The organism is Virgibacillus salarius, assembly GCF_039521925.1.
In the GTDB taxonomy this organism is placed as follows: Bacteria; Bacillota; Bacilli; order Bacillales; family Amphibacillaceae; genus Virgibacillus; species Virgibacillus salarius.
Map to the genome: position 1 here is coordinate 44,754 of NZ_BAAACY010000098.1, position 25,503 is coordinate 70,256.

Genomic DNA, 25,503 nt, shown 5'->3' on the forward strand with positions numbered 1-25,503 from the left:
CTTATTTTAATCAGTTTTGCTAGTAAAACAATATTCTTGATTTCTTCTTCTGTCATTACATCGCCGCCTTTTAGTAATATTAAACAAAATTTCATATAAAGAAGGTGTCTGTTTGGCTTATAAAGTCGGAAGATGCCTGCTTCGTGACCACCTTGAGAAATCGAAAATGACTCAACAAGAATTAGCAAATAGACTCAATGTTACGTTTCAACAAGTCAACAAATATGTTCTTGATAGACAGAAGATGTCCTTACAGGTTGCAAAGAACATTGCATCAATATTAAATTGTCATATCGATGATCTCTACGAATGGATTGAAGTAGGCTACAAAGAGTAGATATTTTATCTACTCACCGACTTAATACAGCCGAACAGCTTTATTTACTCATTTATTCCACATATTGGTAATATGTGCATTGGTAATTGTTACACCTTTTTAATAAATTTGTAACTTTCATGAAATTATTGTATCATGAACAGAACAAATGTTCTAGTAATTTTCACAAAAAAATCTATTGGAGGTATTAGATATGGCCAGCTTTAGAGAAATTTCTAAAGGAAAATACAAACTTACAGTTGAATTAGGATATGTTGGAGGAAAACGAAAAAAGAAAAATAAAACAGTAAATGCAAAAAATAAAACTGAAGCTGGTAAAATGCTGACACTTTTTGAAGCAGAGATTTTATCAAAGCAGTTGATTGATGAAACCAAACTGTCTGTAGAAGGTTTTTATGAACAGTGGTTAGAAAAGTTTGCTAAGGATCATTACGGGATCCGTACACTCCAGGAGACCAAAAACATATTTGAGAAACGTTTGCTTCCGGAATTTGGCCCAATGAAATTAAAAGATGTAAAGAAGATTCACATAGTTAACTTTTTTGATGATTTAAAGAAGAACGGGAAGCGTTTGGATGGTAAGAAAGGTTCTCTATCATCAAGTAGTATTAAAAACGTGTACAAGGCTTTAAATGCCTTATTTAAAGTTGCTGAAGGATGGGATCTAATTGATCGTAATCCATGTGAAAAAATCAATCTACCAGCAGTTAGACACAAAAAATCGGAAGTCTATTCATTAGAAGAGTCTCAACTGCTCTTTTCCAAATTAGAAAAAGAAGATACTATGTGGCAATTAATTGTACAAGTTGCCGCCGTTTTGGGAGCACGTGAAGGGGAAATAGCAGCATTGGAAGGAAAGCATCTCGACTTTGAAAATAATGCCATTACGATTGAACAAGCGTTAGTCATAGTCACAGGTGAAGGTTTAAAATTAAAATCAACCAAAACAGATCGTACACGTAAGGTATCCGTTCCAGAAGATTTAATGAAGGCACTTAAAAAGTTAAGAGCAATTAAATTAGAACATCAAGTGGAAATGAGTGATGATTTATGGAAGTGGCCAGGACATTTATTTTTATTTTCGGATGAATACGGACAACCACTCAGACCTGATAGCATTAGTCAAAGGTGGATCCGGTTTTTAGACAAAGAGGAAAACAAAGGATTAAAAAAGATACGGTTTCATGATTTAAGACACACATCAGCGACTTTATTAATTAATCAAGGTGTTCATGCCAAAATTATCCAGGAACGCCTAGGGCACTCTAAAATCAGTACTACAATGGATGTTTACGGCCATGTACTTCAACAAGCAGAAAAAAGTGCTGCAACACATTTTGAATCACTATTTAAAAAAGCTTAAAATGGTATCCTATTGGTATCTTTTTAAAATATACAGTTTCCCACGCAAAAATAAAAAACCTCATAAACTCGTTGTTTACAAGGCTTTTATTAGACGTCCCAGGAGAGATTCGAACTCCCGACCCACAGCTTAGAAGGCTGTTGCTCTATCCAGCTGAGCTACTGGGACATAAAAATATGTATGGAGCGGGTGAAGGGAATCGAACCCTCGTCATCAGCTTGGAAGGCTGAGGTTTTACCATTAAACTACACCCGCATATCATTACTATGTATGAAAAAACAATTGATTAATAGTTACTCCGTTTTTAACGGACAAGAATCATTATATAAACTTATACAGCTTTTGTCAATAGTTTCTAATAAATAATTTTAATTTCATCCATCCTTGGAGCAATGTCCAGGATGGATGCGTATTTTGTTTTATAATGTAAACTCATACTGCAGATTATGAACTAATTCACCTTCAGTTGTATAGTAACGTAATAAGATATTTTCTTTCTTTTCCCATTCCATTATAGCGTATGTTTTCTCTTTGCGAACCCGGGGCAATCGTATACTACCTGGGTTAATTAATAATTGATCTCCACGTTGTTCTGCCCCTGCGATATGTGTGTGGCCAAAGCATATAATTTGTGCTCCTAATTCCTCTGCACGGTATGATATATGCATGAGATTCGTTTTAACTTGATGTAAATGACCATGAACTATTAAAAAGGTTAAACCGCCTATAGTAAGTGTCTGTTCTTCTGGATAACGTATGTCATGATCGCAGTTTCCAATAACTGTATAAAATCCATCCATTTCGTTCTCATCCAAATCCAATTCAGAATCTCCACAATGAAATCGATAATCCACATTGTGACGTTGTTTAATCTTATCTAATTCTTCCGTTAATCCATGACTATCGCTTAATATAAGTACTTTTGTCATCGAATCCACCTTATTCCTTAATTAGTAATCCGTGTTGTGTCACTGTATCTTCTAGCTGAACAATTGCATTTCTACGATGACTAATTTGATTTTTTTTATCCGATGATAACTGTGCCATTGTTTGCTGATAACCTTTAGGTATAAAAATTGGATCATAACCAAAACCATTTTCACCATATTGGTTATCGGCAATTCTCCCCTCACAATACCCTGTATAAAAACGTGTTTTAGATCCTGGAGATGCAATAGCAAGAACGCAAACGAATCTAGCAGTACGTTTAGCTTCAGGAATACCACGTAATTCCGATAGCACTTTTTCCATATTTAATTGATCATCTTTATGTTCCCCGGCATACCTTGCAGAATAAACACCGGGTCTACCATCTAATGCATCAATCACTAAACCAGAATCATCTGCAAGTACAGGTAATGATAATATGGAAGCTATTTCTTCTGCTTTTAAGGCAGCATTTTCTTTAAATGTTTCACCTGTTTCTTCTACATCTGGAAGGTCTTCTAAGTCATTTAAAGAAAGTGCCTTTAAGTTATAGGGCTTAAAAAACTCCTTAAACTCATTAGCCTTCCCTTTATTTTTCGTAGCAATGATGATTTGCTTCATTTGCTTTCTCCTTTTGCTGTAACACTTTCTCCAATTCTATTGGTGATATCTCCAAGTACTTCACGCTGCTTCATAATAATTGTCTGTATTCCCTGTTCAGCTAATTGCAGCAGTTCATTTAACTGTTTCATACTAAATGTCGCTTCTTCTCCTGTCCCTTGAATTTCTACAAATTCACCGGTACCTGTCATAACTATATTCATATCGACATGAGCTTTGGAATCTTCCTCATAGTTTAAATCTAATATCTCCATGCCATCTGGCAATACCCCCACAGATATTGCGGCAAGAAAATCAGTAATTGGCATTTTGGATAAGACTTTCCGACGAAGTAAACTTTCGAAGGCTAACACTACAGCCACAAATGCACCAGTAATGGAAGCAGTTCTTGTTCCACCATCCGCCTGAATGACATCACAGTCCACCCATACAGTCCGTTCTCCAATGCTGTCTAAATCAACAACAGAGCGTAAAGCTCTACCAATTAAGCGTTGTATTTCCATTGTTCTACCACTAACTTTTCCTTTTGAAGATTCTCTTATATTCCTCTGTTCGGTTGCTCTTGGTAACATTGCATATTCAGCAGTTATCCATCCCTTACCTTGACCGCGCATAAACGGAGGAACTCTGTCTTCTATACTTGCATTACATATTACTTTAGTATTCCCTACTTGAATTAACACGGAACCCTCTGGATGCTGTAGAAAATTCGGTGTGATTGTAACAGGACGTAAGCTGTTACGATTACGTTGATCAGTTCTCATCATAACTCCTCCTTAGTTCAACCATTAGCTTAACATATTTTTTGTTAAAAGCACTATTGAAATACACATAAATTACAGAAGGAAACAAGTGTCACTTGGGATTCTCATATCCAATCTAATAGCAGTAAGATGTGTATATTAGAAATACGGACAATAAGCTACTTACAATCTCACCTGGTATATGATAAACTATTGTCACTCGACATAAGTAGATCTCCTCTCGTTATTCGAAATTGGTTTGGTGGCCAGTTTCTTTATAACGTTTGGAGATTTTTTATTACATTCCTTGTTTTCACATAGCCTGTGGTTTTACATGCACTAAAAAGAAACGTAGCGACTGGAGCGAGTCAATAGAGATAAAGGAATCACGGTCCGACGATGACTTATCGCAGGGCGATTCGTGAGGTCGCCTAGTTTCTGGGCAACTGGAGCTGGACGCGGCTCAACACGCGCCTATTTATCCACACGGATTTCCTAGACTATAAAAAAGAGGCTTATCAAAGCCTCTTTTAGCTATAACTTCTCTGTCGGTATAAACTGCTGTTTCGTTACTGGTTCCGTATAAGCCTCACCATTTTCATTGACTAGTTCCTCTACACTTTCCACGTTAACCTGAACAGCTTCCACCCCCTGTACATTTGTCAACGTTCGAACTAGCGTTTCCATTACCTCATCAGCGATTACGGATTTATCCTGTTCTTTAAGTATAGATTCATTAAAATGTAGTTGTAAAACTCCATCTTTTAATGAAGGTTTACTCGTCAATGCAGCTGAATCATTAAAGACTTGCTTTACATTTGATTGAATTCCTGGACCCTTCAGTAAGTTCTTAACGATAGCACTGAACTCATCTACTTCCTCAGATGGTTCTACATACTGTGTCACAGGAATGTAGTATCGATTTTCATCATGCTCCGTTGGATAGTACATTGTGACCGTTTTACTTTGCATGAAGTCAGAAACCCCAGTATCACTTACATTAATTCCATTTTCCCTGGAATACCCTTCACCAATTGGTGTTCCATTAACTGGCATCTCTTTTAATGCCATTCCATCCATTTGTAATTGAACTTCCTCTACATTCTCAAATTGCGTTAAGGTATATGTTACGGCTTCTAGAACTTTTGTTTCATCCTTCGCTTCATAGTTTGCAAATTCTTTCGAAAAGTTAACTACCATTGTGCCATCTTCCTGCAAATTAATGCCTAGAACTTCAGTTCCTTCTGGTAGAACTGCTTGAAATCCGTTAGGAAGTAACTGGGAAATCGGTCCACCCTTTACTAAATATTCTAAAACCTGTGTAGCTACTTTATTCGATTCAGGAGTTGGTAATTCCAATGTTTGAGACGCTACCATTCCATTTGCATCAATTAAATACAGATCACGTGCTATTGTCTCTGAGACGTTGTCTTCATCCTCACTCTGTTCATTAGCTTTTGCATCTGAATCTTCCAGATTATCAACGGGCTCTGCATTTTGTGGAGGATCGATCATTTCCTCCTCCAAGGACTGCTCACCTTGAAAACACCCGGATAATATAATGGACATTGTTACTGTACCCGCAATCAAAAAAATTCCGCGCTTCTGCATATCTTTCCCTCCTACGATGGTTTGTACTATTATATATACGAGCCCACTGCGAAAATAGACCAAGCAAAAATAAAAAAACAGGATTCTTAGCTTTAAGAATCCTGTAATTGATGGAGATATGCTTTTTCAATCGTTACCATTTGCAAGTAAGGCTCTTTAAAGATACTTTTGGATATTTCAATAAAAATTTCTAAGTCACCAGTGGTATAAAATTGGTGAACCGGATAAATATCATCTTTATTAAACAGTTGATGTACATCCAATATCGTACTCGTTTCCCTTGCCGTCTCCTCACTTGATGAGATAATTGTTATATGTTGTCCAATAACAGATTGGATAGTATCTTTAATTAACGGATAGTGCGTACATCCTAAGATCAACGTATCCATATTACTGTATTGTAATAATGGAGCTAACGTATCTTCAACAACTTCTATTGCCTGACTTCCTTCAAGTATCCCTTGTTCAACCATAGGTACGAACATGGGGCATGCTAGCGCATTAACCTCTAACTCGCTTTTAATATTTCTAAGTGCATTCGTATAAGCATGACTTCTAACAGTACCTTCTGTTCCAATAACACCAATATGATTATTTCTTGTAAATTTAATTGCTGCTCTTGCTCCAGGTTGAATAACACCAATTACCGGGATATCTAGTTCCTCTTTTAATGATTTTAATGTAAATGCAGTGGCCGTGTTACATGCGACAACAAGCATTTTTATATTTTTTTCCAGTAGAAAATCGACCATTTCCCACGTGAATTGCTTTACTTCTTCTTTTGATCTTGGTCCATAGGGACATCTAGCAGTATCACCTAAATAAATCAGCTTTTCTTTCGGTAGCTGCCTCATTAGTTCATGTGCTACGGTTAATCCCCCTACCCCAGAGTCAATGACCCCAATTGCCTGCTTCAACCATATCGCCTCTTCTTTGAAGTTTTATTTATCATCTATACTTATCATTTGCTCATGCAAGTATGAAAGTAATTCATGTAAGTCTTCCACTTGTTCTTCTGAAAAATTTTCAAGTACGTTGCCAAGATACTGCTGTCTCTTTTCAATCACCTCATGGATAATTGTTTTTCCTTTTTCAAGAACGTGAATACGTACTACTCTTCTGTCTTTAGCATCTCGTACTCTTTCAACAAGGTTATTATTTTCCATTCTATCTACTAAATCAGTTGTCGTGCTAAAAGCTAGACTAATCCGATTGGATAGTTCTCCGATCGTTAAATCCCCTTCCTCCAATAGCCATTGCAATGCAATGAACTGCGGAGAAGTAATTGGATAATTATTTAATATTTGTCGTCCCTTTTGTTTTATGATTCCTGAAATGTAGCGCATTCTTTTTTCAATCTTATTTATTGTATCTGTTGTTGCGTTTGATTTCAACATGTAACCTCCTAGAATTACTTCCCGTATATGACTATTTTACATAACGTACTGCAGTCCCGTAAAGTGATATTCATTTACAACCAAATAGGAAATAGTGCTACATTCATCCTATTCAAATCACGTGTATATTGATCGTTATTTTATTATAAGACATTCTGATTCCTATATTAAAATTTCTTTTAAATAAATCAATTACTACCACGACAAATGTACGCACCGTTTCCTTGATCCAACATAAGCTATAGTGACTAAATAATTTCCCTTCAATCTGCAGCTCTATTGACAGCAAGGAGGGGTTAACATTTGAAGGACAACGAGTATAAACCGAAGCAATTATTAACAAAACGTGAAAAAGAGGTTTTCGAGCTGTTAGTACAAGATAAAACAACAAAAGAAATTGCCCAGGAATTATTCATATCAGAAAAAACTGTCCGCAACCACATTTCAAATGCTATGCAAAAGCTAGGAGTTAAGGGGCGTTCACAGGCTGTAGTAGAGCTCCTTCGCATGGGGGAATTGAAGCTCTAATCAAATCGGCTTTCCTTATTGGAAAGCCGATTTAGGTTTGAGCATTTAATTTTTCACAAGCAATTCCTTCATTTCCTCTGGTAAAGAAACAGTTTCCCCCGTTTTTGGATTAATATATACTAATCTTCCCCGTCCTGTTAAGGCTATTTCTCCTTTCTCATTAAGAACCATATAATGCAGATCTAATGAGGTATTCCCGACATGGTTTGCTTTAACATAGACGTCAAAGGATTCATCAAAATACATTTGTTGTAAATAATCGCATTGTAAATCAGAAACAACAGGAATGGCTTCTGATTCTTTAATAAACATTCCCTTTGATTTTAAGAATTCAATTCTTGCTTCTTCAAAATAGATAAATGGTGATGTATTATTCACATGCCCAAATAAATCCGTCTCCGAAAAACGAACCTTAATCGGTATTGAGAAAGAAAACGTAGAACGCCAATGATCCATGTCTTCTATGTAAGCAATTCGCATCTCCCTTACCCCTTTCCATTTGTTAAACTTGTAAAAATGACCCCAGCCAATCTTGGCAGGGGCCATTTTATTTAACATTCATCATTAATGTGCATTGTCACTTCCAAAGAAGTTTTTAAATGCTTGAATATTTGTCGCACGGTTCATTGCTGCAATTGATGTTGTAAGCGGAATACCCTTCGGACATACTTGCACACAGTTTTGTGAGTTCCCGCAACCGTCAATTCCGCCATCTTCCATTAAACCGTTTAATCGTTCACTTGCATTCATTTCTCCAGTTGGATGAGCATTAAACAAGCGAGCTTGAGACAATGCTGCTGGACCAATGAAGTTAGATTTATCGTTTACATTCGGACAGGCTTCTAAACAAACACCACAACTCATACATTTAGATAATTCATAAGCCCATTGCCGCTTCTTCTCAGGCATCCTTGGTCCTGGTCCCAAATCATGTGTTCCGTCAATTGGAATCCAAGCTTTTACTTGTTTTAATGCATCAAACATACGTTCACGGTCAACGATTAGATCACGAACTACCGGAAACGTAGACATCGGTTCCAAACGGATAGGCTGCTCCAATTGATCTACTAGTGCGGCACATGACTGTCTAGCTGTTCCATTAATCACCATAGAACAAGCACCACATACTTCTTCTAAACAGTTCATATCCCATTGTACTGGTGATGTTTTCTTCCCATCAGCAGTAACTGGATTTTGACGAATTTCCATTAATCCAGAAATAACGTTCATATTTTTTTTGTAAGGAATGTTAAATGTTTCCTTATAAGGAGCAGAATCAGGGCCGGCTTGTCGAGTTATGATAAAAGTAACTGTCTTTTGTTCAGCCATTCTTACTTACTCCCTTCGCTTTTCTTTGTGTAATCACGTTTACGTGGTTTAATTAATGACACATCGACTTCTTCATACGTAATCTGAGGTGACTCAGTTTCTTTATCAAATTGAGCAATTGTCGTTTTTAACCATTCCTCATCATTTCGATCAGGGAATTCTGGTTTATAGTGGGCTCCACGACTTTCGTTACGGTTATATGCTCCTTGTGTAATAACTCGTGCTAAATGAAGCATATTTTTCAACTGACGAGTAAACATAACGCCTTGGTTGCTCCAACGCGATGTATCATTAATATTTATATTTTCCCACCGCTTAAGCAGTTCTTGAATTTTCTCATCTGTTTTTAATAACTTCTCATTGTCACGAACAACGGTAACATTATCTGTCATCCATTCACCAAGCTCTTTGTGAATTTGATAGGCATTTTCTTCCCCATCCATCTTCATTAGCTTTTCAAAGTCTTCTGTTGCCGCTTTGACATTAGACTCAAATAGTTCAGGCGATAAATCATCAACATGTTTATCTAACCCTTCAACGTATTTAATTGCATTCGGACCAGCAACTGAACCACCAAAAATGGCAGATAGTAAGGAGTTAGCCCCTAAACGGTTACCGCCGTGTTGTGAATAATCACATTCTCCAGCTGCAAATATTCCTGGAATGTTTGTCATCTGGTCATAATCTACCCATAGACCACCCATTGAATAATGAACTGCTGGGAATATCTTCATTGGAACTTTACGAGGGTCTTCACCGACAAATTTCTCATATATCTCAATAATACCGCCAAGCTTAATATCAAGTTCTTTCGGATCCTTATGGGATAAATCCAAATAAACCATATTTTCCCCGTTAATTCCTAGTTTTTGATTTACACAAACATCAAAAATTTCTCGGGTCGCAATATCACGTGGTACGAGGTTTCCGTAAGCTGGATATTTCTCCTCAAGAAAATACCAAGGCTCACCGTCTTTATACGTCCAAACTCGTCCACCCTCACCACGAGCAGATTCACTCATTAAACGTAATTTGTCATCTCCAGGAATGGCTGTTGGGTGAATTTGAATAAATTCACCATTTGCATATTTTGCTCCTTGTTGATACAAAATACTAGCAGCTGAACCTGTGTTAATAACGGAGTTCGTGGACTTACCAAAGATAATTCCAGGACCTCCAGTTGCGAATATCGTCGCATCAGATGGGAAGGCCTTAATTTCATGTGACTTAATGTCTTGCGCTACAATCCCTCTTCCAACACCTTCTTCATCAATGACGGCATGAACGAACTCCCAATTTTCATATTTCGTTACAAGTCCTTCTACTTCATAGCGACGAACCTGCTCATCTAGCGCATACAATAATTGCTGTCCTGTAGTTGCCCCTGCATATGCTGTACGATGGTGCTGTGTTCCACCAAAACGTCGGAAATCTAGCAATCCTTCTGGCGTCCGGTTAAACATAACACCCATTCTATCTAGCATATGGATAATGCTTGGCGCTGCATCACACATCGCTTTAACAGGTGGTTGGTTCGCAAGAAAGTCACCACCATATACAGTATCATCAAAATGGATATAAGGAGAATCCCCTTCTCCCTTCGTATTTACTGCACCATTAATACCGCCTTGGGCACATACAGAGTGAGAGCGCTTTACAGGTACAATGGAGAATAAATCAACATTGACTCCTGCTTCGGCCGCTTTTATAGTTGCCATTAATCCAGCCAACCCTCCACCGACGATGGCTATTTTTCGATTACTCATAATAGATGCTCACTCCCTTGTTCTTTAGTTAAACTCCGTATGCAAATGTAATTAACGTTCTTACACCAACATAGCTCAATGCTAAAAACACTACGACCGTTGCATATGTAGCAATTTTTTGCGACTTCGGTGATTGCGTAATACCCCATGTCACGAAGAAGCTCCAAAGTCCGTTTGCGAAATGGAAAACAGTTGCTATTAATCCAATAATGTAGAACCAGAACATGAATGGGCTAGAAAGTATTCCTTCCATTAAGCTATAATCTGCTCCCTGAGAACCAATCTGAATTCTTGTTTCCCAAACGTGCCATACAATGTAGACAAAGGTAATAATTCCTGTTACACGTTGTAAGACGAACATCCAATTTCGGAAAAAACCATAGTTTTTCGTATTGCTTCGTGCTACAAATACAATATAAACCCCTAGAATAGCATGAAACAAGATAGGCAGGTAAATGACTACGAATTCCAATAAGAGTCGAAATGGTAAACCGTGCATAAAGTCTGCTGCCTTGTTAAAGTTTTCTTCACCATACACAGCAAAATGATTCACCACTAAGTGCTGAACCAAAAATATTCCAATTGGAATTACGCCTAGTAACGAGTGTAATCTTCTAGTTAGAAATTCACGATGCTCTGCCAATGTGTTACCCCCCTTTAGTTTAATCAATGTTAGTTTCATTTTTATCACATCACATCAACCTAATTAGAAAAGCTTGGCGCATTGCCAAGACTGATGGTGAAAAGTCTATGTTTAGATATACTTTTCTTTACTGTTTCACAGCGTGTAAAATAATAAAAATTGATGAGGTTGATAATGTACAATTTGTGACATGTTTATTGTACTTCTATCTCCATAAAGCGTCAAGAAAACGGTACCTAAAAATGAAGAATTATGTATATCCATAATATGAACTAAAAACTGAATCAATTTCCTTTGTATACTTGCGAAATCGGTACAATATATAGATAATAATAGTAGTAGCTATGAAGTACATAATTCGTTAGTCTTTTAAGCTATGATTTAGAGAGGATGACATTCATGACAAACAAAACTGACACAACGATTACCGTTTCCCAGATGGAAGAATTACATACGGCAGGTGCCGGTTATGATATTCTACGCTACGTAGGTTTACCAGAATTATTAGGAAGAGAATCTCATACTCTCTTATATTTCATGGGAAGAAAACTAGCACGGAAGTTTGAATTAAGTACAATGGGAGATATTTTCATTATTTTTGAAAATTTAGGTTGGGGACAATTGGAACTAGTTAAAAACAAAAAGAAAGAAATGGTGTTTCAGTTAATGTCGGATTCAATTGTTCAACGATTAAAGGCACCATTTGAAGCTGACTTTCGATTAGAGGCTGGCTTTTTAGCCGAAGCATTGCAAATGACAGAAAACTGTGATTGTGAATGTGTCGAATCCGTTCATTCACGCATTCACCAGGTAGAATTTACAGCTGTGCTAAGCAGATAGTAAAAGAGGTTGTCTCAAGAGTCTATTTTTTGAGAGGTCTTTCTATGTTTGTAAATAACGAATGTTTATACTTCGGAATATAGCGTTTGTCAACATGGCAAATAGTAGCAGCAAAGGGCCGAACAGATTTAAAATTCTAGTTCGGCTTTTGCTTTAGCTAAGATATATGCTTGCTCCAGACGCAAATTATGTTTTAGGACGATTTTGGGACAATTCTTCTTCATTTTCTGGGCTATTTAAATAAGTAATGATTTCATTTGCTGTATTCTTTGGTATGCCTAGCTTAGTAAATTCCTTTATCTCTGCCTTTTTAATTTCAGTAATCGATTTAAAATGCGTTAAGAGCAGCTTTCTCCTTTTTTCACCAATACCTGGGATTTTATCTAATTCTGACTGAAACACATTTTTCCCACGTAACTGTCTATGAAAAGAGATAGCAAAACGATGTACTTCTTCCTGTACTCTCTGAACAAGATAAAATTCCTGTGATTTCCTATCCAATGGTACGACAACTGGTGGTACACCGTATAATAATTCACTGGTTTTATGCTTATCATCCTTTGCTAAACCGCATAAAGGAATATCAAGTCCAAGTTCATTTTCGAGAACGTCTAGTGCCGCGCTCATTTGACCTTTCCCTCCATCAACGATGATCAGGTCTGGTAATGGTAGGTTTTCTTTCAAGACCCTCGTATATCTTCGACGGATAACCTCTCGCATCGTTTCATAGTCATCTGGCCCCTCAACATCTCGAATCTTATATTTTCTATATTCTTTCTTATTTGGTTTTCCATCAATGAAAACAACCATGGCAGATACTGGATCTGTACCTTGTATATTGGAATTATCGAATGCTTCTATTCGATGGGGTGTTTCAATATTTAGTCGTTCGCCTAAATGCTCTACTGCAACAATTGTCCGTTCTTCATCCCTTTCGATGATCGAAAATTTTTCCTTCAACGAAATTTTTGCATTCTCAGTAGCGAGTTCAACTAACTCTTTTTTTCGCCCCCGATAGGGTGTATGAACATCAATATCCAAAAGATCCTTCAGTAAGTCTACATTTGTGCCCAATGGTACAAGAACTTGTTTTGGCTTCGGATGATTCTGATGTAGATAGAACCTACCAATATAGCTAATAAATGTTTCCTCTGCCTCGTCAAAGAAAGGAAATACGGCAACATCACGTTCTATTAATTTCCCCTGCCTAATAAAGAATACTTGAATACACATCCACCCTTTATCAAAGCTATAACCAAATATATCCCGATCAGTCTGGTCATTCATGGTCATCTTCTGTTGCTCCATGACAGATTCAATATGTTGTATTTGGTCCCTCAATTCCTTAGCCCTCTCAAAATTTAACTGTTCACTTGCCTCATACATTTTCTGTGATAAATCACGTTTAATGGATGTATAACCGCCGTGTAAAAAGGAGGATACATTCTGAACAATCTCATCATATGCCTCTTTCGTCGGTGGTGTTTCACTACATGCAAAACATTGATCCATATGATAATAAAGACATGGGCGCCCCGGTGGATTATTACACTTTCTAAGCGGATAAAGTCGATCAAGTAATTTTTTGGTTTCTCTAGCAGCGATGACATTTGGGTAAGGTCCAAAATATTTCCCTTTATCTTTTTTAACTTTTCTTGTTATGAGCAAGCGTGGATGCCGTTCAGAAGTTATCTTTAGATATGGGTACGATTTATCATCCTTTAGCATGACATTGTATTTCGGATCGTATTTTTTTATTAAATTCATTTCTAAAATGAGTGCTTCGATTTCCGATGATGTTACAATATATTCAAAGCTTTCAATCTCTTGAACCAACCGCTGCGTCTTACGATCATTTGCTCCAGTAAAGTAGGAGCGAACCCTATTTTTTAAAAGCTTCGATTTGCCGACATATATCACCGTTTCATGCTTATCCTTCATAATGTAGCACCCTGGTTTAGCTGGGAGCACTGCAAGCTTTTCTTTAATTAACTGATTCATAAGTTCATCCAATCCCTTTAGAAAATCCCTTGTTACATCTGCAACAAGGGATTTATCAATTTCATACATTCTATTTATTAGTATACAATGTTTAGGCGTGTTTGTTAATTAAATCTACTAGAGCTTCTTTTGGTTGAAAACCGATAACTTGGTCAACAACATTTCCATCTTTAAATAGTAATAAAGTTGGTATGCTCATTACACCATATTTACCAGCAGTTTCTTGGTTTTCATCTACATCTAATTTAACAATTTGTACTTTGTCTTCCATTTCTCCATCAATTTCTTCAAGTACTGGTGCAATCATTTTACAAGGGCCACACCAAGGCGCCCAAAAATCTACTAGTACTAAACCCTCAGCAGTTTCTTTAGAAAAGTTTTGATCAGTTACATTTATAATCGCCATTATATTACTCCTCCTAATATGAAGCTTAATTCTTACGTTGAGTATATCATCGTTAGTATAACCTTACTAATAATTTGCTTATGCGTATATGAGTTATAAAAATTTCTTTTATTGCTGTTATTTAAAGCATTCACCTCACTGCCTTAAACTGCTGATATTAGTTGAGAAGCTACATGACCTAACTTCGTTTTTTCTTGCCCGCGGGAAGCGTCCTAACCATACTCATAACTTATAGCTAGCTTGATTACTCGGACAAGCAGCGAATGATATGTACATCTTCTTGCAACCTGAAATAGCAAAACATAACGAAGCCAATGATCCGTATGGTTTTTTCATTATTATTCTCACAACTCATCAAGCAATAAAAACACGAGCAGTGTCTAAATAAGATCGGTTAACCTGTCTTTTCGCATTATAAAAATAACTGCCGAGAATGACTACTCGACAGCTTAAAATATAACTATTACCATAGGTTTCATTAAAATTAGCTATTCGTTATTCCTTCTTGTAGCTTTTTCACTTCTTCAATTAATAATGGTATTACTTCAAATAAATCTCCAACAATGCCGTAGTCAGCTACATTGAAGATATTTGCTTCAGGGTCCTTATTAATAGCAACGATTACTTTAGAATTCGACATCCCCGCTAGATGTTGAATAGCCCCTGATATACCTACAGCAATGTATAGATCTGGTGTTACAACTTTACCAGTCTGCCCTATTTGCAATGAATAATCACAATACTCTGCATCACAAGCCCCGCGTGAAGCTCCTACCGCTCCACCTAATACTTCTGCCAATTCATAAAGTGGTTTAAATCCATCCTCACTCTTAACACCACGTCCACCTGCAACGATTACATTAGCTTCTGATAAATCAACACCTTCTGATGCTTTTCTTACCACATCTTTAATAACCGTGCGAATATCTGTAATGTCTAAATTCTTTGGCGTGATTTCTCCCGAACGTGCTTCATCCCGATTTAATGCAGGTATATTGTTTGGACGAATCGTAAAGAACGTGATACCATCCGTAATTATTTTCTTCTCAAATGCCTTACCTGAATATATTGGTCGAACGAACTGAATTTTATCCCCTTCAACCTCAATATCTACCGCATCAGAAATTAATCCTGTTTCTAATTTACTGGCAATTTTCGGGGTTAAATCCTTACCGATGGATGTGTGTCCCATTACAATACTTTTTGGCGACTCTTCATGAATAACAGCTAAAACCGCTTGCCCAAATCCTTCAGATGTATAGGCTGTTAAGCTATCATGAGAGATCGTTACGACACGATCAGCACCATAATAAATCATCTCTTTTCCTAGTTCCTCTAACTCACCAGACCCACAAATAACGCCGACTAATTCTGCTTCAGCATCTACCTTTTTTGCAGCTGCAATAGCTTCATAAGATACATTCCGTAATGAACCGTCTTTTGTTTCCCCAATTACTACTATTTTTTCACTCACGTAACTTTCTCCTCTCTGTCATAAGAAATTACAGTACTTTTGATTCATTCTTTAATAATGAAACCAATTCTACTACTTGCTCGTTAAGCTCACCTTCAAGCACTCGGCCAGCCTCTTTTTCAGGTGGTAAAAAGATATCAATAGTTTTTGTTTTCGGCTCTACATCATCTTCGTCTAAATCTAAATCATCAATTTCCAGTTCTTCTAATGGCTTCTTCTTGGCTTTCATAATACCTGGTAGTGACGGGTAACGTGGTTCATTTAGTCCTTGCTGACACGTTACTAAAACAGGAAGTGACGTCTCAATAATTTCCACATCACCCTCTACATCTTTTTCAATGTTTACGACCTCGCCATCAATTTTTAGACTAGTGATTGTTGTTACATAAGGAATACCCAACGCTTCCGCAAGGCGGGGACCAACTTGCCCGCTTGCTTCATCAATAGCCACATTTCCTGCTAAGATGAGATCTGCTTCTTTATCTTCAAAAAACGCTTCCAAAATTTTAGCAGTTGTATACTGATCCCCGCTCTCCAAATCATCCTCCGTATTAATTAATACCGCCTTATCTGCCCCCATTGCTAAAGCAGTCCTTAGTTGCTTTTCGGAATCCTCATCCCCAATAGTTACTACTGTAACTTCACCACCGTGTTCATCTCGTTGATTAATTGCTTCTTCTACCGCATATTCATCATAGGGATTAATGATAAATTCTGCTCCATCATCTTCGATTTGACCGTGAGAAACATTAATTTTTTCTTCCGTATCAAACGTCTTTTTTAATAATACGTAAATATTCATTTCATTTTCCTCCTTCAATCTACTTATCCTGGAAGTTTGGTTTGCGTTTTTCAACAAACGCCTGTACGCCTTCTTTTGCATCATCCGTTCCAAATATCTGTCCAAAAGCCTTTGCTTCTGCATCAACACCTGAAGCAAAGTTTCCAGTCTTGGCAAAAGGAATTAATTGCATAACATGATTAATCGTTGGTTTACTCTTAATAATTACCTTTTCTGCTAATTGTCTTACTTCCTGTTCTAACATATCCTCATCTACCACTTTATTTGCCAATCCTAAGGAATATGCTTCCTTACCACTAATTGGTTCACCACTTAAAATCATTTCATACGCCTTTGCTGTTCCAACATATTGTGGGAGTCGTTGTGTACCAGCAAATCCAGGAATAATTCCCAATGTTAACTCAGGTAGACCTAATTTTGCATTTTCAGTTACAATTCGCATGTGACAGGCCATGGATAATTCAAGTCCTCCCCCCAAAGCGGCTCCATGTATTGCCGCAATGACCGGTACAGAGAAATGCTCAATACGATCAAATAATTCCTGCCCTTTTTTTGCTAACAATTCATAATCAGAGGCTGCTTGTAATGAAGTAAATTCTTTAATATCAGCACCTGCTGAAAAGAATTTACCGTCTCCTCTAAGTATGATTGCTTTTACGCTAATATCCTCTTCGATCTGATCTAATCTAGTAGAAAGATCACGCAATAGAGTACTAGATAAAGCGTTTGCAGGAGGGCTTTTAATAGTTAAGTAAGCAATATGGTTAACTACCTCAAAATCTAATGTATTCATTAGTCCATCTCCCTTATCTTAAATTGTACACATCACTCTTTTGCTTACGAATTAGCAAGGCCTTCAGTCAATAGAGCATGAACTTCATATGCTTGTTTTACTAAGTCATACTTGCGTTCTTTCATCACCCAATTTGTAACCGTTTCATCTAGTGTACCAAAAATCATCTGACGAACAAGAGGTATATTCAAACTATTTCGGAAAACACCTTCCTTCATACCCTCTTCAATAATGGAATCAATTACTGTTAAATATGGCTTTAACACCTTATTAATTTCTAATCGTAATTCAGGATTTGATTGACGAAGTTCTAGCTGTGTTACAACTGCTAACTGTGGATTCTCTGCAAGTTGTGTAAAATGCATTTGAATTAATTCCAATAACTTTTTATTTGCATCTTGTTTGTCTTGAATGGATACAGTTATCTGATTAATAAATTGACCCATTTTTTCTTCAAATACTGAAATAAGTATGTCTTCCTTATTTTTAAAATATAAATAGATCGTCCCATCAGCTACACCAGCTTTTTTGGCAATCTTCGAAACCTGTGATGCATGATAACCGTTTTCTGCAATAACCTCAACGGCTGCTTCTATAATTTGTTTATACTTTGGTCTATTTTTATTCATGTTTCTCTCCTTACAACTGCACATAAAATGAATGATTATTCATTCATTATCTTAACTTCTTTTTAAAACGATGTCAATAGATAGCTTGTACAGTTTTCAGGAAAAAAAGAGCTAACGCTCAAATTGTTTTTATATCTTCTTTTTCAGCGACCTCTTCTTCCTCTACCAATTGTCTTCTTAATATTTTACCAACTGCTGTTTTCGGTAGTTCATCGCGGAATTCATATCTCTTTGGTACTTTATATGCTGCCAAATGCTTCCGACAATATGTGTTTAATTCAGCTTCTGTCAGTTTATAACCATCCTTTAAGACTACATAAGCCTTTACGGTTTCACCACGATATAGATCTGGAATACCGGCTACAACAGCTTCTTGTATCCCCTCATGCTCATATAAAACCTCTTCTACTTCTCGAGGATAAATATTATATCCACCAGCAATAATCATATCCTTTTTGCGATCAACAATGTAAAAATAACCATCTTCTGTTTGATATCCTAAGTCACCAGTAAATAACCATCCATCTTTCAGTACTTGATCCGTCTCCTCTTGATTATTCCAGTATCCCTTCATAATTTGTGGACCTTTAACGGCTATTTCACCGACTTCACCTATTTCAGCTTCATCCATCGTTTCCATGTTCAAAATTTTAGCATCTGTATCTGGCCATGGAACTCCGATACTTCCATTTCTACGCTCATGCCAAACAAAATTTGCATGAGTAACCGGTGAGGATTCTGTTAGACCATAGCCTTCCACAAGTTTCCCTCCAGTTACTTTTTCAAATTGCTCCTGAATCTCAGTGGGCAATGGCGCCGAACCGCTAATACACGCTTCTATAGAAGAAAGATCGTAATCTAATAAATTAGGGTGATTTAATAAACCTACATATATCGTTGGTGCACCGGGAAATAAAGTTGGTTTCTGTTTATGAATCGTTTTTAATACTTCACCAGCATCAAACTTTGGAAGGAGTATCATTTTTGCACCAATTAAAATGGAGTTATTCATTACTGCCGTCATTCCATATACATGGAAAAAAGGTAAGACGCCTAATACAATTTCTTCTCCTGGCTTTGTTTTGTAGATCCAAGCATCACACATTTCCACATTAGAGACTAAATTATAGTGAGTTAGCATAACCCCTTTAGGGTGGCCAGTTGTACCACCAGTGTATTGCAATAAAGCGAGATCTTCTATAGGATTAATTTCTACAGCTTCAAAAGAGCTCAGAGCTACATCCATAATATGTTCCCAAACATGCGTTTCTTCACTTTGCTCGACCTTAACCACCATATTATATTGTCTTTTTTGGATATACGGATAAATGAGGTTTTTAGGGAAAGGTAAATAATCTTTGATGCAAGCTACAATGGTATGTCTGATATCCGTGTTACCTTTTACATTGGTGACTCGAGGTAATAAAATATCTAAGCAAACGATGAAGGTAGCTCCAGAATCGATAAGCTGATACTGTAACTCTCTTTCTTTATAAAGTGGATTGGTTTGCACTACTATTCCGCCTGCCATTAGCGCACCGTAATAGCTTATAACGGATTGCGGACAGTTTGGAAGCATAATGGCAATCCTATCACCCTTTCTCATACCAAGGGACTGCAAGTAATTTGCCATTTGAGTTGCCTGCGTGTGTAGTTCCTTATAAGTCATCTCTTTTCCCATAAAATGAAGCGCTTTCTTTTTAGGGAATTGTTTAGCGCTTTTTTCTAAAAAAGCATATAATGGCTTTTCATCGTAAGCAATTCTAGTCTTTATTTCTGGTGGGTAATGCTGATGCCAGCTTTTTTCATATACCAAGCTCTTCTCCTCCTTTTACCTTATTTTATACCTATTATACCGATTAATTTCTAATTTTTAAATTTTTATATAAATTTTTTTCAAAAAAACTTGGCATCTCTGCCAAGTAAAGTAAATCTTTAGCAATACGGATTCGGCTAGCATCCATCAGCTGTAAACTTAATAGCTATATTAATTATATTAACCATATAATACCTACAATAATAAAACCAATTGCGACTGCAATTAAAATCTTAGCCAGTCTATCCAAAATCATGCAATTCTCCCCTTATCCTATGCTGGCACCAATTACATATGCCAATCCAATTGAAATCATCATCGATATAAACCCAACTGCCTTATTTCCGTTACCGATCTCTTCATCAACCTTAAGCATTGGTGTTAAAAATTCAAATATAAAATAACCAACTAAAAGAAGAAAGAATCCTAGCATTCCCCAGCCAATACTTATTAACAAGGTATCATTATGTTGAATAGAGTAACGGAAGATCGTTGCTATTCCAAAGATCTTCCCTCCAGTTGCCATCGCTACTGCAAAATTACCTTTTTTTATTTCTTCCCAATTCTTATATGACGTTACTATTTCAAAGATAGCCAAAAATACCAACGTACAAAGTATAACAACACTATATCGAGCCGCTGTCTCTACCACTATATTTTCCCAGAAACCTGACACCTTGAACATCCCTTCTCCTTATTTACAGGATTACTTAAGATTAATAATCGTAACACTGCTACCGCCTTCCCCAGCTTCGCCAGGTCTAGCATCCGATATTCTTGGATGTTTTTTAACAAATTCCAATACACCTTTTCGTAGCGCTCCAGTACCTTTTCCATGAATAATCGAGACCTTTGGATATCCAGCGAGTAGTGCGTCATCAATATATTTCTCAAGCCTTAACAATGCATCCTCAAACCTTTCTCCTCGCAGGTCTAATTCCGTTTTCACATGGTAATTCGAACCCTTTATGGTAGTTAGCGGTTTTTCAATGGTTTGATTCTGCTTTCCAATAAATTGCAAATCATTACGATCAACCTTCACTTTCATTATACCAACTTGAACTAGATACTCCTTATCATTTACTTTTTCAAGTACCGTCCCTTTTTGGTTGATCGTTAACAATTTTATTTCATCACCGGAACGAAGTTCTTTTTTCCCTTTTTTCTCTTTTGGTTGTTGCTTTTCTTTTGTAGTCAGGTTGGGCTTGGCAGAATCTAACATTTTTCTTGCTTCAATCCATTCATGTTCTTTCCATTCTGCTTCAGTCCGCATATTTCTGATCTCACTTACAATCATTTCAGCTTCTTCCCGCGCCTGCTTAATAGCTTTATCAGCTTTTTCCTCTGCTCTCTCGTATAGACCTTCTCGCTTCTCTTCAAATTCCGCCCATGCTCTTTGTAAATCATGATGCAAATCTGTCGCTTCTTGTAATAGTTCATGCGCTTTTGCATAATCTTTCTCCGTATTTATTTGGGATTTTTCCAATGAAGCGATCATATTTTCTACACTTTTGGAATCTACACCAACATGCCCTTGGGCCTGCTCGATAACATGATTACTAAGTCCAATTCTTCTAGATATTTCAAATGCATTACTCCTACCAGGAACGCCTAATAATAGACGATAGGTCGGCTGTAGTGTTTGAACATCAAACTCCACAGAAGCGTTAACGACGTGTTCTCGGTTATAACCATAGGCCTTTAATTCGGGATAATGTGTCGTAGCAATGACACGAGCATTCCTCGCTATAACCTCATCTAGAATAGCCATAGCAAGCGCTGCTCCTTCTTGAGGGTCAGTACCAGCACCTAGCTCATCAAATAATACGAGTGTCTGATCATCAACGTGCTGTAAAATATCGACTATATTTGTCATGTGTGAAGAAAATGTACTTAAATTCTGTTCGATAGATTGTTCATCACCAATATCTGCAAATACATGCTTAAAAACCGCAAGTTCACACCCATCTAAAGCCGGAATCTGTAATCCTGATTGAGCCATTAGCGTGCATAGACCAATCATTTTTAGTGTGACTGTCTTCCCACCAGTATTCGGTCCAGTAATAACTATAGAAGTATAAGATTCGCCAATTTCTATATCATTTGCAACAACTTCGTTGATATCAATTAATGGATGTCGTGCTTGTTGCATCTTAATAATGCCGTTATTATTCATGTTTGGCTTCGCAGCTTTCATGGATTGACCTAGTTTCGCTCGAGCAAACATAAAATCAATTTTCCCAAGCACACGAACATTTTCTTGTAAAAATGCCTCTTCATTAGCAATATGCGCACTTAATTCTCTTAAAATACGATCGATTTCTTGTTTTTCGTTCATTATTGCTTCCTGCAACTGATTGTTTAAGTCAACTACTGCTTTAGGTTCCATAAACAACGTTTGCCCTGAAGCAGATTGATCATGAACAATTCCACCAATTGCACCTCGATATTCTTGTTTTACAGGAAGTACATAGCGATCGTTACGAATGGTAATAATTGTATCTGATAACATACTACTCTTCGTTTTTGTATAGCTATCTAATTTCTCTCTAACTCTACTTTCATTCGTACGAATAGATGAGCGAATCCCTCGAAGTTTTTGGGAGGCACTATCCATTACGTGTCCATGGTCGTCGATGCAGCTTTTAATATGTCGTTCCAGATCTCTTAATGGACTGATATGTTCCACAAGCTCCTTTAGGATAGGGAATGCTTCCTCTAGCTTACTTATAAAATCTTTGACACGTCTACCACCGTAAATTGTACTAGCTACATCCATACATTCGTTGGTAGAGAGGACGCCTCCTATTACGCTTCGTTTTAAACTAGCGCGTATGTCAAAGATCCCTCCTAAAGGAATCGTTTTATCTAGGCGTTGTATATGCATCGCCTCATCGGTTTCATTCTGTAATTGCAGCACTTCGTCCATATTGGTTGATGGTTCAAGTTTTTGGGACAAATCTTTCCCCACTGTTGTTTCCGCTTTACTTGTTAAACGTTCAATAATCTTTTGAAATTCAAGTGTACGGAAAATGCGTTCATTCATCTCTATTTCTCCTTTAAAATACTCTACTCCATAGGTTAAATTCTATTTATTGCGATTAAAAAACGCTATAAGATCTTCCTTGGACCATGTATTCATTACTGTTTCTTTTTGGATCCAGCCTTTTCTAGCAACCCCGACACCATACTTCATATGCTCTAGCATTTGATAGTTATGTGCATCGGTATTGATCGCCAACGTTACGCCTTCCTCCTGCGCTTTGCGTGCCCATTCATCCGAAAGATCTAGACGGTTAGGATTTGCATTAATCTCTAATGCTGTATTCGTTTCTTTTGCTTTACGAATCAGTCTTTCTACATTCACATTGTATCCCTTACGTTTGCCGATGAGTCTTCCTGTCGGATGAGCAATTAGTGATACATATGGATTTTCGAGAGCTTTTTCAAGTCGGTACATTATTTTTTCTTCCGTTTGATTGAAGCTCGAATGAATAGCGCCTATGACATAATCCATTTCATGTAAAAAATCATTTGTAAAATCAAGATGACCATCAGGTAAGATATCCATTTCTACTCCAGAAAAGATATGTATATCATCATATTTTTCATTCAGCTTAGCTATTTCCTCTCGCTGTTCTCTTAAGCGATGCTCGTCTAAACCATTTGCAACCTTCAGATATTTGGAATGATCCGTTATAGCTATAAAGGAATATCCTTTTTTCCTTGCTTGATTAACCATTTCATCCAATGATTGCGCTCCATCACTCCAAGTTGTATGCATATGAAGATCACCATTGATATCATCTAATGTAAGCAATGGATATTCGCTTGTAAATGCTTCTGTTTCACCAGTATTTTCTCTGATTTCTGGTGGGATATAGGTTAAACCAAAGTGATTAAAAAATTCCTCTTCTGTATTAAAAGTTAACGTCTTACCGGTATCTTCTATTTCAATGCCATATTCATTAATCTTTTCTCCACGGGATTTCGCAAGCTGACGCATCGCTACATTATGATCTTTAGAGCCAGTAAAATGATGTAAGGTAGATGCAAATTCTTCCTTTTTTACGATACGAAAGTCAACATTGACATCATACACATCTTCTAAAACGACAGATACTTTTGTATCTCCTTTAGCGATAGTATCTTTAATGGCATCCATTTCCAATAAAGCATCTCTCACCTTTTCCGGCGCATCGGTTGCCACAATAAAATCTAGATCTTTAACCGTCGTTCTCATTCTTCGTAGGCTCCCGGCTCTAGAATATCTATCTATGTCAGCTATTCGAGCTAGATAAGCTTCGATCTTTTCCGCAATTGGTAACATAAATGCAATAGGTAAGCGTTCTGGGCGTTTTCCAGACTCCTCAAGAGCAATTAGTATTTTTTCCGCAGATTTCTTACCAAATCCCGCTAACTGTTCAACTTGACCACTTTCAACTGTCTGCTTTAAAGAATTAGCATCTGTAACAGCTAATTCCTGATACAGCTTAGCTAGCTTTTTACCACCAAGCCCTGGTAATTGCAGTAAAGGAATTAATCCTGCCGGTATCTCTTCTTCGAGATCCTGTAATGTAGCCGAATGGCCACTTTGTATATATTCCTCTATAACAGAACCTGTACCTTTACCAATTCCTTTAATTTTTGTGAAATCATCGATAGCTGCTAACGAACGATCATCTCTTTCCAAAGCTTGCGCAGCCTTACGATATGCACTTATTTTAAATGGGTTTTCGCCTTTCAGCTCCATATAAGTAGCGATTTTTTCCATTAATTTAATTACATCTTTTTTATTTATTGTCATGCTATATCACCTATTTCATTTCTTATCTTAAAAAGACTGATCCTCTACAACATTATTGTAAATTACATACAATATATACCTGTTGAAATGAACCAGTCTTTTCTACTATCGATCATTTTTGAAGCATTTCAGCCATTTGCGTAAACCATAATTCTTTTACCTTCTCTGAAAAATACGGTGTATGTTCAATCATAAATAATGCTATAGATGAGTCATTAATCCAAGTCTGAACTTGGACAACAGGCACTAAAGCCGCGATATAAATTAAAATAAAAAGTAATAAATAGATTTCAACAAACCCAAGAATTCCACCCAAAAGTTTATTTACGGAATGTAAGATTGGCAATGAAGCAACAAAATCTAACATGGATGCAATAATTTGCAGGATAATCTTAACAGCAATAAAGATAATTACAAATGCTATTGCATTATAAAATCCTTTTTCTAATGGAAGAGCTTGAAGAAAGGCTGCCCATTCTCCTCCTTCTCCAAGGTCAGGATAAGGAATCCAAAGTGATAACTTTGGCCCCAATTCATCATAATAGAATGCGGCTATAACAAATGCCGCTATAAAACTAATTAAATGAAAAAGTTGTAATATAAATCCCCTTTTCAGCCCGATTAGAAGGCCGAAAATTAATAATAGTAATAGTAATAAATCAATCATTAG

At 36.9% G+C, this 25,503-nt stretch carries 25 protein-coding genes and 2 tRNA genes; 4 read left to right on the forward strand and 23 right to left on the reverse strand.

Translation table 11 applies throughout. From position 1 onward, the window contains the following. Positions 1 to 112: 112 nt before the first annotated feature. Entirely contained in the window at positions 113 to 337 is a 225-nt protein-coding gene (locus tag ABDZ84_RS12730) for a helix-turn-helix transcriptional regulator (protein WP_321132824.1), read from the forward strand. A 193-nt stretch (positions 338 to 530) separates the two neighbouring features. After that, a complete protein-coding gene (locus ABDZ84_RS12735) occupies positions 531 to 1,700 on the forward strand; it encodes a tyrosine-type recombinase/integrase (protein ID WP_343781786.1) in 1,170 nt (389 codons plus the stop codon). Between the two features lie 94 nt (positions 1,701 to 1,794). On the opposite strand, the gene ABDZ84_RS12740 is transcribed toward ABDZ84_RS12735, so the two are convergent. From ABDZ84_RS12740 to ABDZ84_RS12775, 8 genes are all read right to left on the reverse strand, one after another. After that, positions 1,795 to 1,868 (reverse strand) — tRNA-Arg (locus ABDZ84_RS12740). 13 nt (positions 1,869 to 1,881) lie between these two features. Beyond that, positions 1,882 to 1,955 (reverse strand) — tRNA-Gly (locus tag ABDZ84_RS12745). Positions 1,956 to 2,119: 164 nt separating this feature from the next. Beyond that, positions 2,120 to 2,629 carry a metallophosphoesterase gene (locus ABDZ84_RS12750; protein WP_026681372.1) on the reverse strand — a complete coding sequence of 170 codons (510 nt, stop codon included), beginning with the start codon at positions 2,627 to 2,629 and terminating at the stop codon, positions 2,120 to 2,122. A gap of 10 nt (positions 2,630 to 2,639) precedes the next feature. Further along, complete coding sequence (locus ABDZ84_RS12755) at positions 2,640 to 3,248, reverse strand: XTP/dITP diphosphatase (RefSeq protein ID WP_026681373.1); 609 nt, start codon at positions 3,246 to 3,248, stop codon at positions 2,640 to 2,642. Continuing rightward, entirely contained in the window at positions 3,245 to 4,012 is a 768-nt protein-coding gene (gene rph, locus ABDZ84_RS12760) for a ribonuclease PH (RefSeq protein WP_026681374.1), read from the reverse strand. Before rph ends, ABDZ84_RS12755 begins: the two co-directional genes overlap by 4 nt. A 513-nt stretch (positions 4,013 to 4,525) precedes the next feature. Beyond that, positions 4,526 to 5,602: a GerMN domain-containing protein gene (locus ABDZ84_RS12765; protein WP_121605451.1), complete on the reverse strand. Its 1,077-nt coding sequence runs from the start codon at positions 5,600 to 5,602 to the stop codon at positions 4,526 to 4,528. Between the two features lie 92 nt (positions 5,603 to 5,694). After that, positions 5,695 to 6,519 (reverse strand): glutamate racemase, encoded by an 825-nt coding sequence (gene racE, locus ABDZ84_RS12770; protein WP_026681376.1) that lies wholly within the window; start codon positions 6,517 to 6,519, stop codon positions 5,695 to 5,697. A 24-nt stretch (positions 6,520 to 6,543) separates the two neighbouring features. Continuing rightward, on the reverse strand, positions 6,544 to 6,996 hold the full coding sequence (locus ABDZ84_RS12775; RefSeq protein WP_026681377.1) for a MarR family winged helix-turn-helix transcriptional regulator: 453 nt from the start codon (positions 6,994 to 6,996) through the stop codon (positions 6,544 to 6,546). Between the two features lie 306 nt (positions 6,997 to 7,302). On the opposite strand from ABDZ84_RS12775, the gene ABDZ84_RS12780 reads away from it, so the two are divergent. Then, on the forward strand, positions 7,303 to 7,527 hold the full coding sequence (locus tag ABDZ84_RS12780) for a helix-turn-helix domain-containing protein (RefSeq protein ID WP_010651078.1): 225 nt from the start codon (positions 7,303 to 7,305) through the stop codon (positions 7,525 to 7,527). 45 nt (positions 7,528 to 7,572) lie between these two features. Here ABDZ84_RS12780 and ABDZ84_RS12785 read toward each other — a convergent pair whose 3' ends face one another. The 4 genes from ABDZ84_RS12785 to ABDZ84_RS12800 all read right to left on the reverse strand — a co-directional run bounded on the left by ABDZ84_RS12785 (position 7,573) and on the right by ABDZ84_RS12800 (position 11,265). Further along, positions 7,573 to 8,007, reverse strand: a complete 435-nt coding sequence (locus tag ABDZ84_RS12785) for an acyl-CoA thioesterase (protein ID WP_026681378.1) — start codon at positions 8,005 to 8,007, stop codon at positions 7,573 to 7,575. Positions 8,008 to 8,091: 84 nt separating this feature from the next. Continuing rightward, positions 8,092 to 8,856 (reverse strand): succinate dehydrogenase iron-sulfur subunit, encoded by a 765-nt coding sequence (gene sdhB, locus ABDZ84_RS12790; protein ID WP_026681379.1) that lies wholly within the window; start codon positions 8,854 to 8,856, stop codon positions 8,092 to 8,094. 2 nt (positions 8,857 to 8,858) lie between these two features. Beyond that, entirely contained in the window at positions 8,859 to 10,622 is a 1,764-nt protein-coding gene (gene sdhA, locus ABDZ84_RS12795) for a succinate dehydrogenase flavoprotein subunit (protein ID WP_026681380.1), read from the reverse strand. A 28-nt stretch (positions 10,623 to 10,650) separates the two neighbouring features. Then, the gene (locus ABDZ84_RS12800; protein WP_026681381.1) at positions 10,651 to 11,265 is read right to left on the reverse strand and encodes a succinate dehydrogenase cytochrome b558 subunit; all 615 of its coding nucleotides are present in this window, start codon (positions 11,263 to 11,265) and stop codon (positions 10,651 to 10,653) included. Positions 11,266 to 11,664: 399 nt separating this feature from the next. Here ABDZ84_RS12800 and ABDZ84_RS12805 point away from each other — a divergent pair, with 399 nt between their 5' ends. Next, positions 11,665 to 12,105 carry a YslB family protein gene (locus tag ABDZ84_RS12805; RefSeq protein WP_026681382.1) on the forward strand — a complete coding sequence of 147 codons (441 nt, stop codon included), beginning with the start codon at positions 11,665 to 11,667 and terminating at the stop codon, positions 12,103 to 12,105. 186 nt (positions 12,106 to 12,291) lie between these two features. On the opposite strand, the gene uvrC is transcribed toward ABDZ84_RS12805, so the two are convergent. From uvrC to ABDZ84_RS12860, 11 genes are all read right to left on the reverse strand, one after another. Further along, the gene (gene uvrC / locus ABDZ84_RS12810; protein ID WP_026681383.1) at positions 12,292 to 14,106 is read right to left on the reverse strand and encodes an excinuclease ABC subunit UvrC; all 1,815 of its coding nucleotides are present in this window, start codon (positions 14,104 to 14,106) and stop codon (positions 12,292 to 12,294) included. Positions 14,107 to 14,197: 91 nt separating this feature from the next. After that, positions 14,198 to 14,512, reverse strand: a complete 315-nt coding sequence (trxA, locus tag ABDZ84_RS12815; RefSeq protein WP_026681384.1) for a thioredoxin — start codon at positions 14,510 to 14,512, stop codon at positions 14,198 to 14,200. Between the two features lie 484 nt (positions 14,513 to 14,996). Beyond that, positions 14,997 to 15,986: an electron transfer flavoprotein subunit alpha/FixB family protein gene (locus tag ABDZ84_RS12820; RefSeq protein WP_026681385.1), complete on the reverse strand. Its 990-nt coding sequence runs from the start codon at positions 15,984 to 15,986 to the stop codon at positions 14,997 to 14,999. 28 nt (positions 15,987 to 16,014) lie between these two features. Continuing rightward, a complete protein-coding gene (locus ABDZ84_RS12825; RefSeq protein ID WP_026681386.1) occupies positions 16,015 to 16,788 on the reverse strand; it encodes an electron transfer flavoprotein subunit beta/FixA family protein in 774 nt (257 codons plus the stop codon). A gap of 19 nt (positions 16,789 to 16,807) precedes the next feature. After that, a complete protein-coding gene (locus ABDZ84_RS12830) occupies positions 16,808 to 17,581 on the reverse strand; it encodes an enoyl-CoA hydratase (RefSeq protein WP_026681387.1) in 774 nt (257 codons plus the stop codon). Positions 17,582 to 17,625: 44 nt separating this feature from the next. Continuing rightward, positions 17,626 to 18,210, reverse strand: coding sequence for a fatty acid metabolism transcriptional regulator FadR (fadR, locus tag ABDZ84_RS12835; protein ID WP_026681388.1), 585 nt, complete (start codon positions 18,208 to 18,210; stop codon positions 17,626 to 17,628). Between the two features lie 118 nt (positions 18,211 to 18,328). Further along, positions 18,329 to 20,026 (reverse strand): long-chain-fatty-acid--CoA ligase, encoded by a 1,698-nt coding sequence (locus tag ABDZ84_RS12840; RefSeq protein ID WP_026681389.1) that lies wholly within the window; start codon positions 20,024 to 20,026, stop codon positions 18,329 to 18,331. Positions 20,027 to 20,294: 268 nt separating this feature from the next. Beyond that, entirely contained in the window at positions 20,295 to 20,702 is a 408-nt protein-coding gene (locus ABDZ84_RS12845; protein ID WP_026681390.1) for a DUF350 domain-containing protein, read from the reverse strand. A 30-nt stretch (positions 20,703 to 20,732) separates the two neighbouring features. After that, positions 20,733 to 23,072 (reverse strand): endonuclease MutS2, encoded by a 2,340-nt coding sequence (locus tag ABDZ84_RS12850; RefSeq protein ID WP_026681391.1) that lies wholly within the window; start codon positions 23,070 to 23,072, stop codon positions 20,733 to 20,735. Positions 23,073 to 23,114: 42 nt separating this feature from the next. Continuing rightward, positions 23,115 to 24,833 (reverse strand): DNA polymerase/3'-5' exonuclease PolX, encoded by a 1,719-nt coding sequence (gene polX, locus ABDZ84_RS12855; protein ID WP_026681392.1) that lies wholly within the window; start codon positions 24,831 to 24,833, stop codon positions 23,115 to 23,117. Between the two features lie 112 nt (positions 24,834 to 24,945). Further along, on the reverse strand, positions 24,946 to 25,500 hold the full coding sequence (locus ABDZ84_RS12860; protein WP_026681393.1) for a CvpA family protein: 555 nt from the start codon (positions 25,498 to 25,500) through the stop codon (positions 24,946 to 24,948). Positions 25,501 to 25,503 lie beyond the last annotated feature (3 nt).

Coding starts and splice junctions, on each gene's coding strand:
- ABDZ84_RS12805 (WP_026681382.1), top strand. CDS start 11,665: ATGACAAACAAAACTGACACAACGATTACCGTTTCCCAGATGGAAGAA.
- ABDZ84_RS12755 (WP_026681373.1), bottom strand. CDS start 3,248: ATGAAGCAAATCATCATTGCTACGAAAAATAAAGGGAAGGCTAATGAG.
- ABDZ84_RS12830 (WP_026681387.1), bottom strand. CDS start 17,581: ATGAATACATTAGATTTTGAGGTAGTTAACCATATTGCTTACTTAACT.
- ABDZ84_RS12850 (WP_026681391.1), bottom strand. CDS start 23,072: ATGAATGAACGCATTTTCCGTACACTTGAATTTCAAAAGATTATTGAA.
- ABDZ84_RS12860 (WP_026681393.1), bottom strand. CDS start 25,500: ATGATTGATTTATTACTATTACTATTATTAATTTTCGGCCTTCTAATC.
- polX (WP_026681392.1), bottom strand. CDS start 24,833: ATGACAATAAATAAAAAAGATGTAATTAAATTAATGGAAAAAATCGCT.
- rph (WP_026681374.1), bottom strand. CDS start 4,012: ATGAGAACTGATCAACGTAATCGTAACAGCTTACGTCCTGTTACAATC.
- ABDZ84_RS12765 (WP_121605451.1), bottom strand. CDS start 5,602: ATGCAGAAGCGCGGAATTTTTTTGATTGCGGGTACAGTAACAATGTCC.
- ABDZ84_RS12750 (WP_026681372.1), bottom strand. CDS start 2,629: ATGACAAAAGTACTTATATTAAGCGATAGTCATGGATTAACGGAAGAA.
- fadR (WP_026681388.1), bottom strand. CDS start 18,210: ATGAATAAAAATAGACCAAAGTATAAACAAATTATAGAAGCAGCCGTT.
- ABDZ84_RS12825 (WP_026681386.1), bottom strand. CDS start 16,788: ATGAATATTTACGTATTATTAAAAAAGACGTTTGATACGGAAGAAAAA.
- ABDZ84_RS12785 (WP_026681378.1), bottom strand. CDS start 8,007: ATGCGAATTGCTTACATAGAAGACATGGATCATTGGCGTTCTACGTTT.
- sdhB (WP_026681379.1), bottom strand. CDS start 8,856: ATGGCTGAACAAAAGACAGTTACTTTTATCATAACTCGACAAGCCGGC.
- ABDZ84_RS12735 (WP_343781786.1), top strand. CDS start 531: ATGGCCAGCTTTAGAGAAATTTCTAAAGGAAAATACAAACTTACAGTT.
- sdhA (WP_026681380.1), bottom strand. CDS start 10,622: ATGAGTAATCGAAAAATAGCCATCGTCGGTGGAGGGTTGGCTGGATTA.
- uvrC (WP_026681383.1), bottom strand. CDS start 14,106: ATGAATCAGTTAATTAAAGAAAAGCTTGCAGTGCTCCCAGCTAAACCA.
- trxA (WP_026681384.1), bottom strand. CDS start 14,512: ATGGCGATTATAAATGTAACTGATCAAAACTTTTCTAAAGAAACTGCT.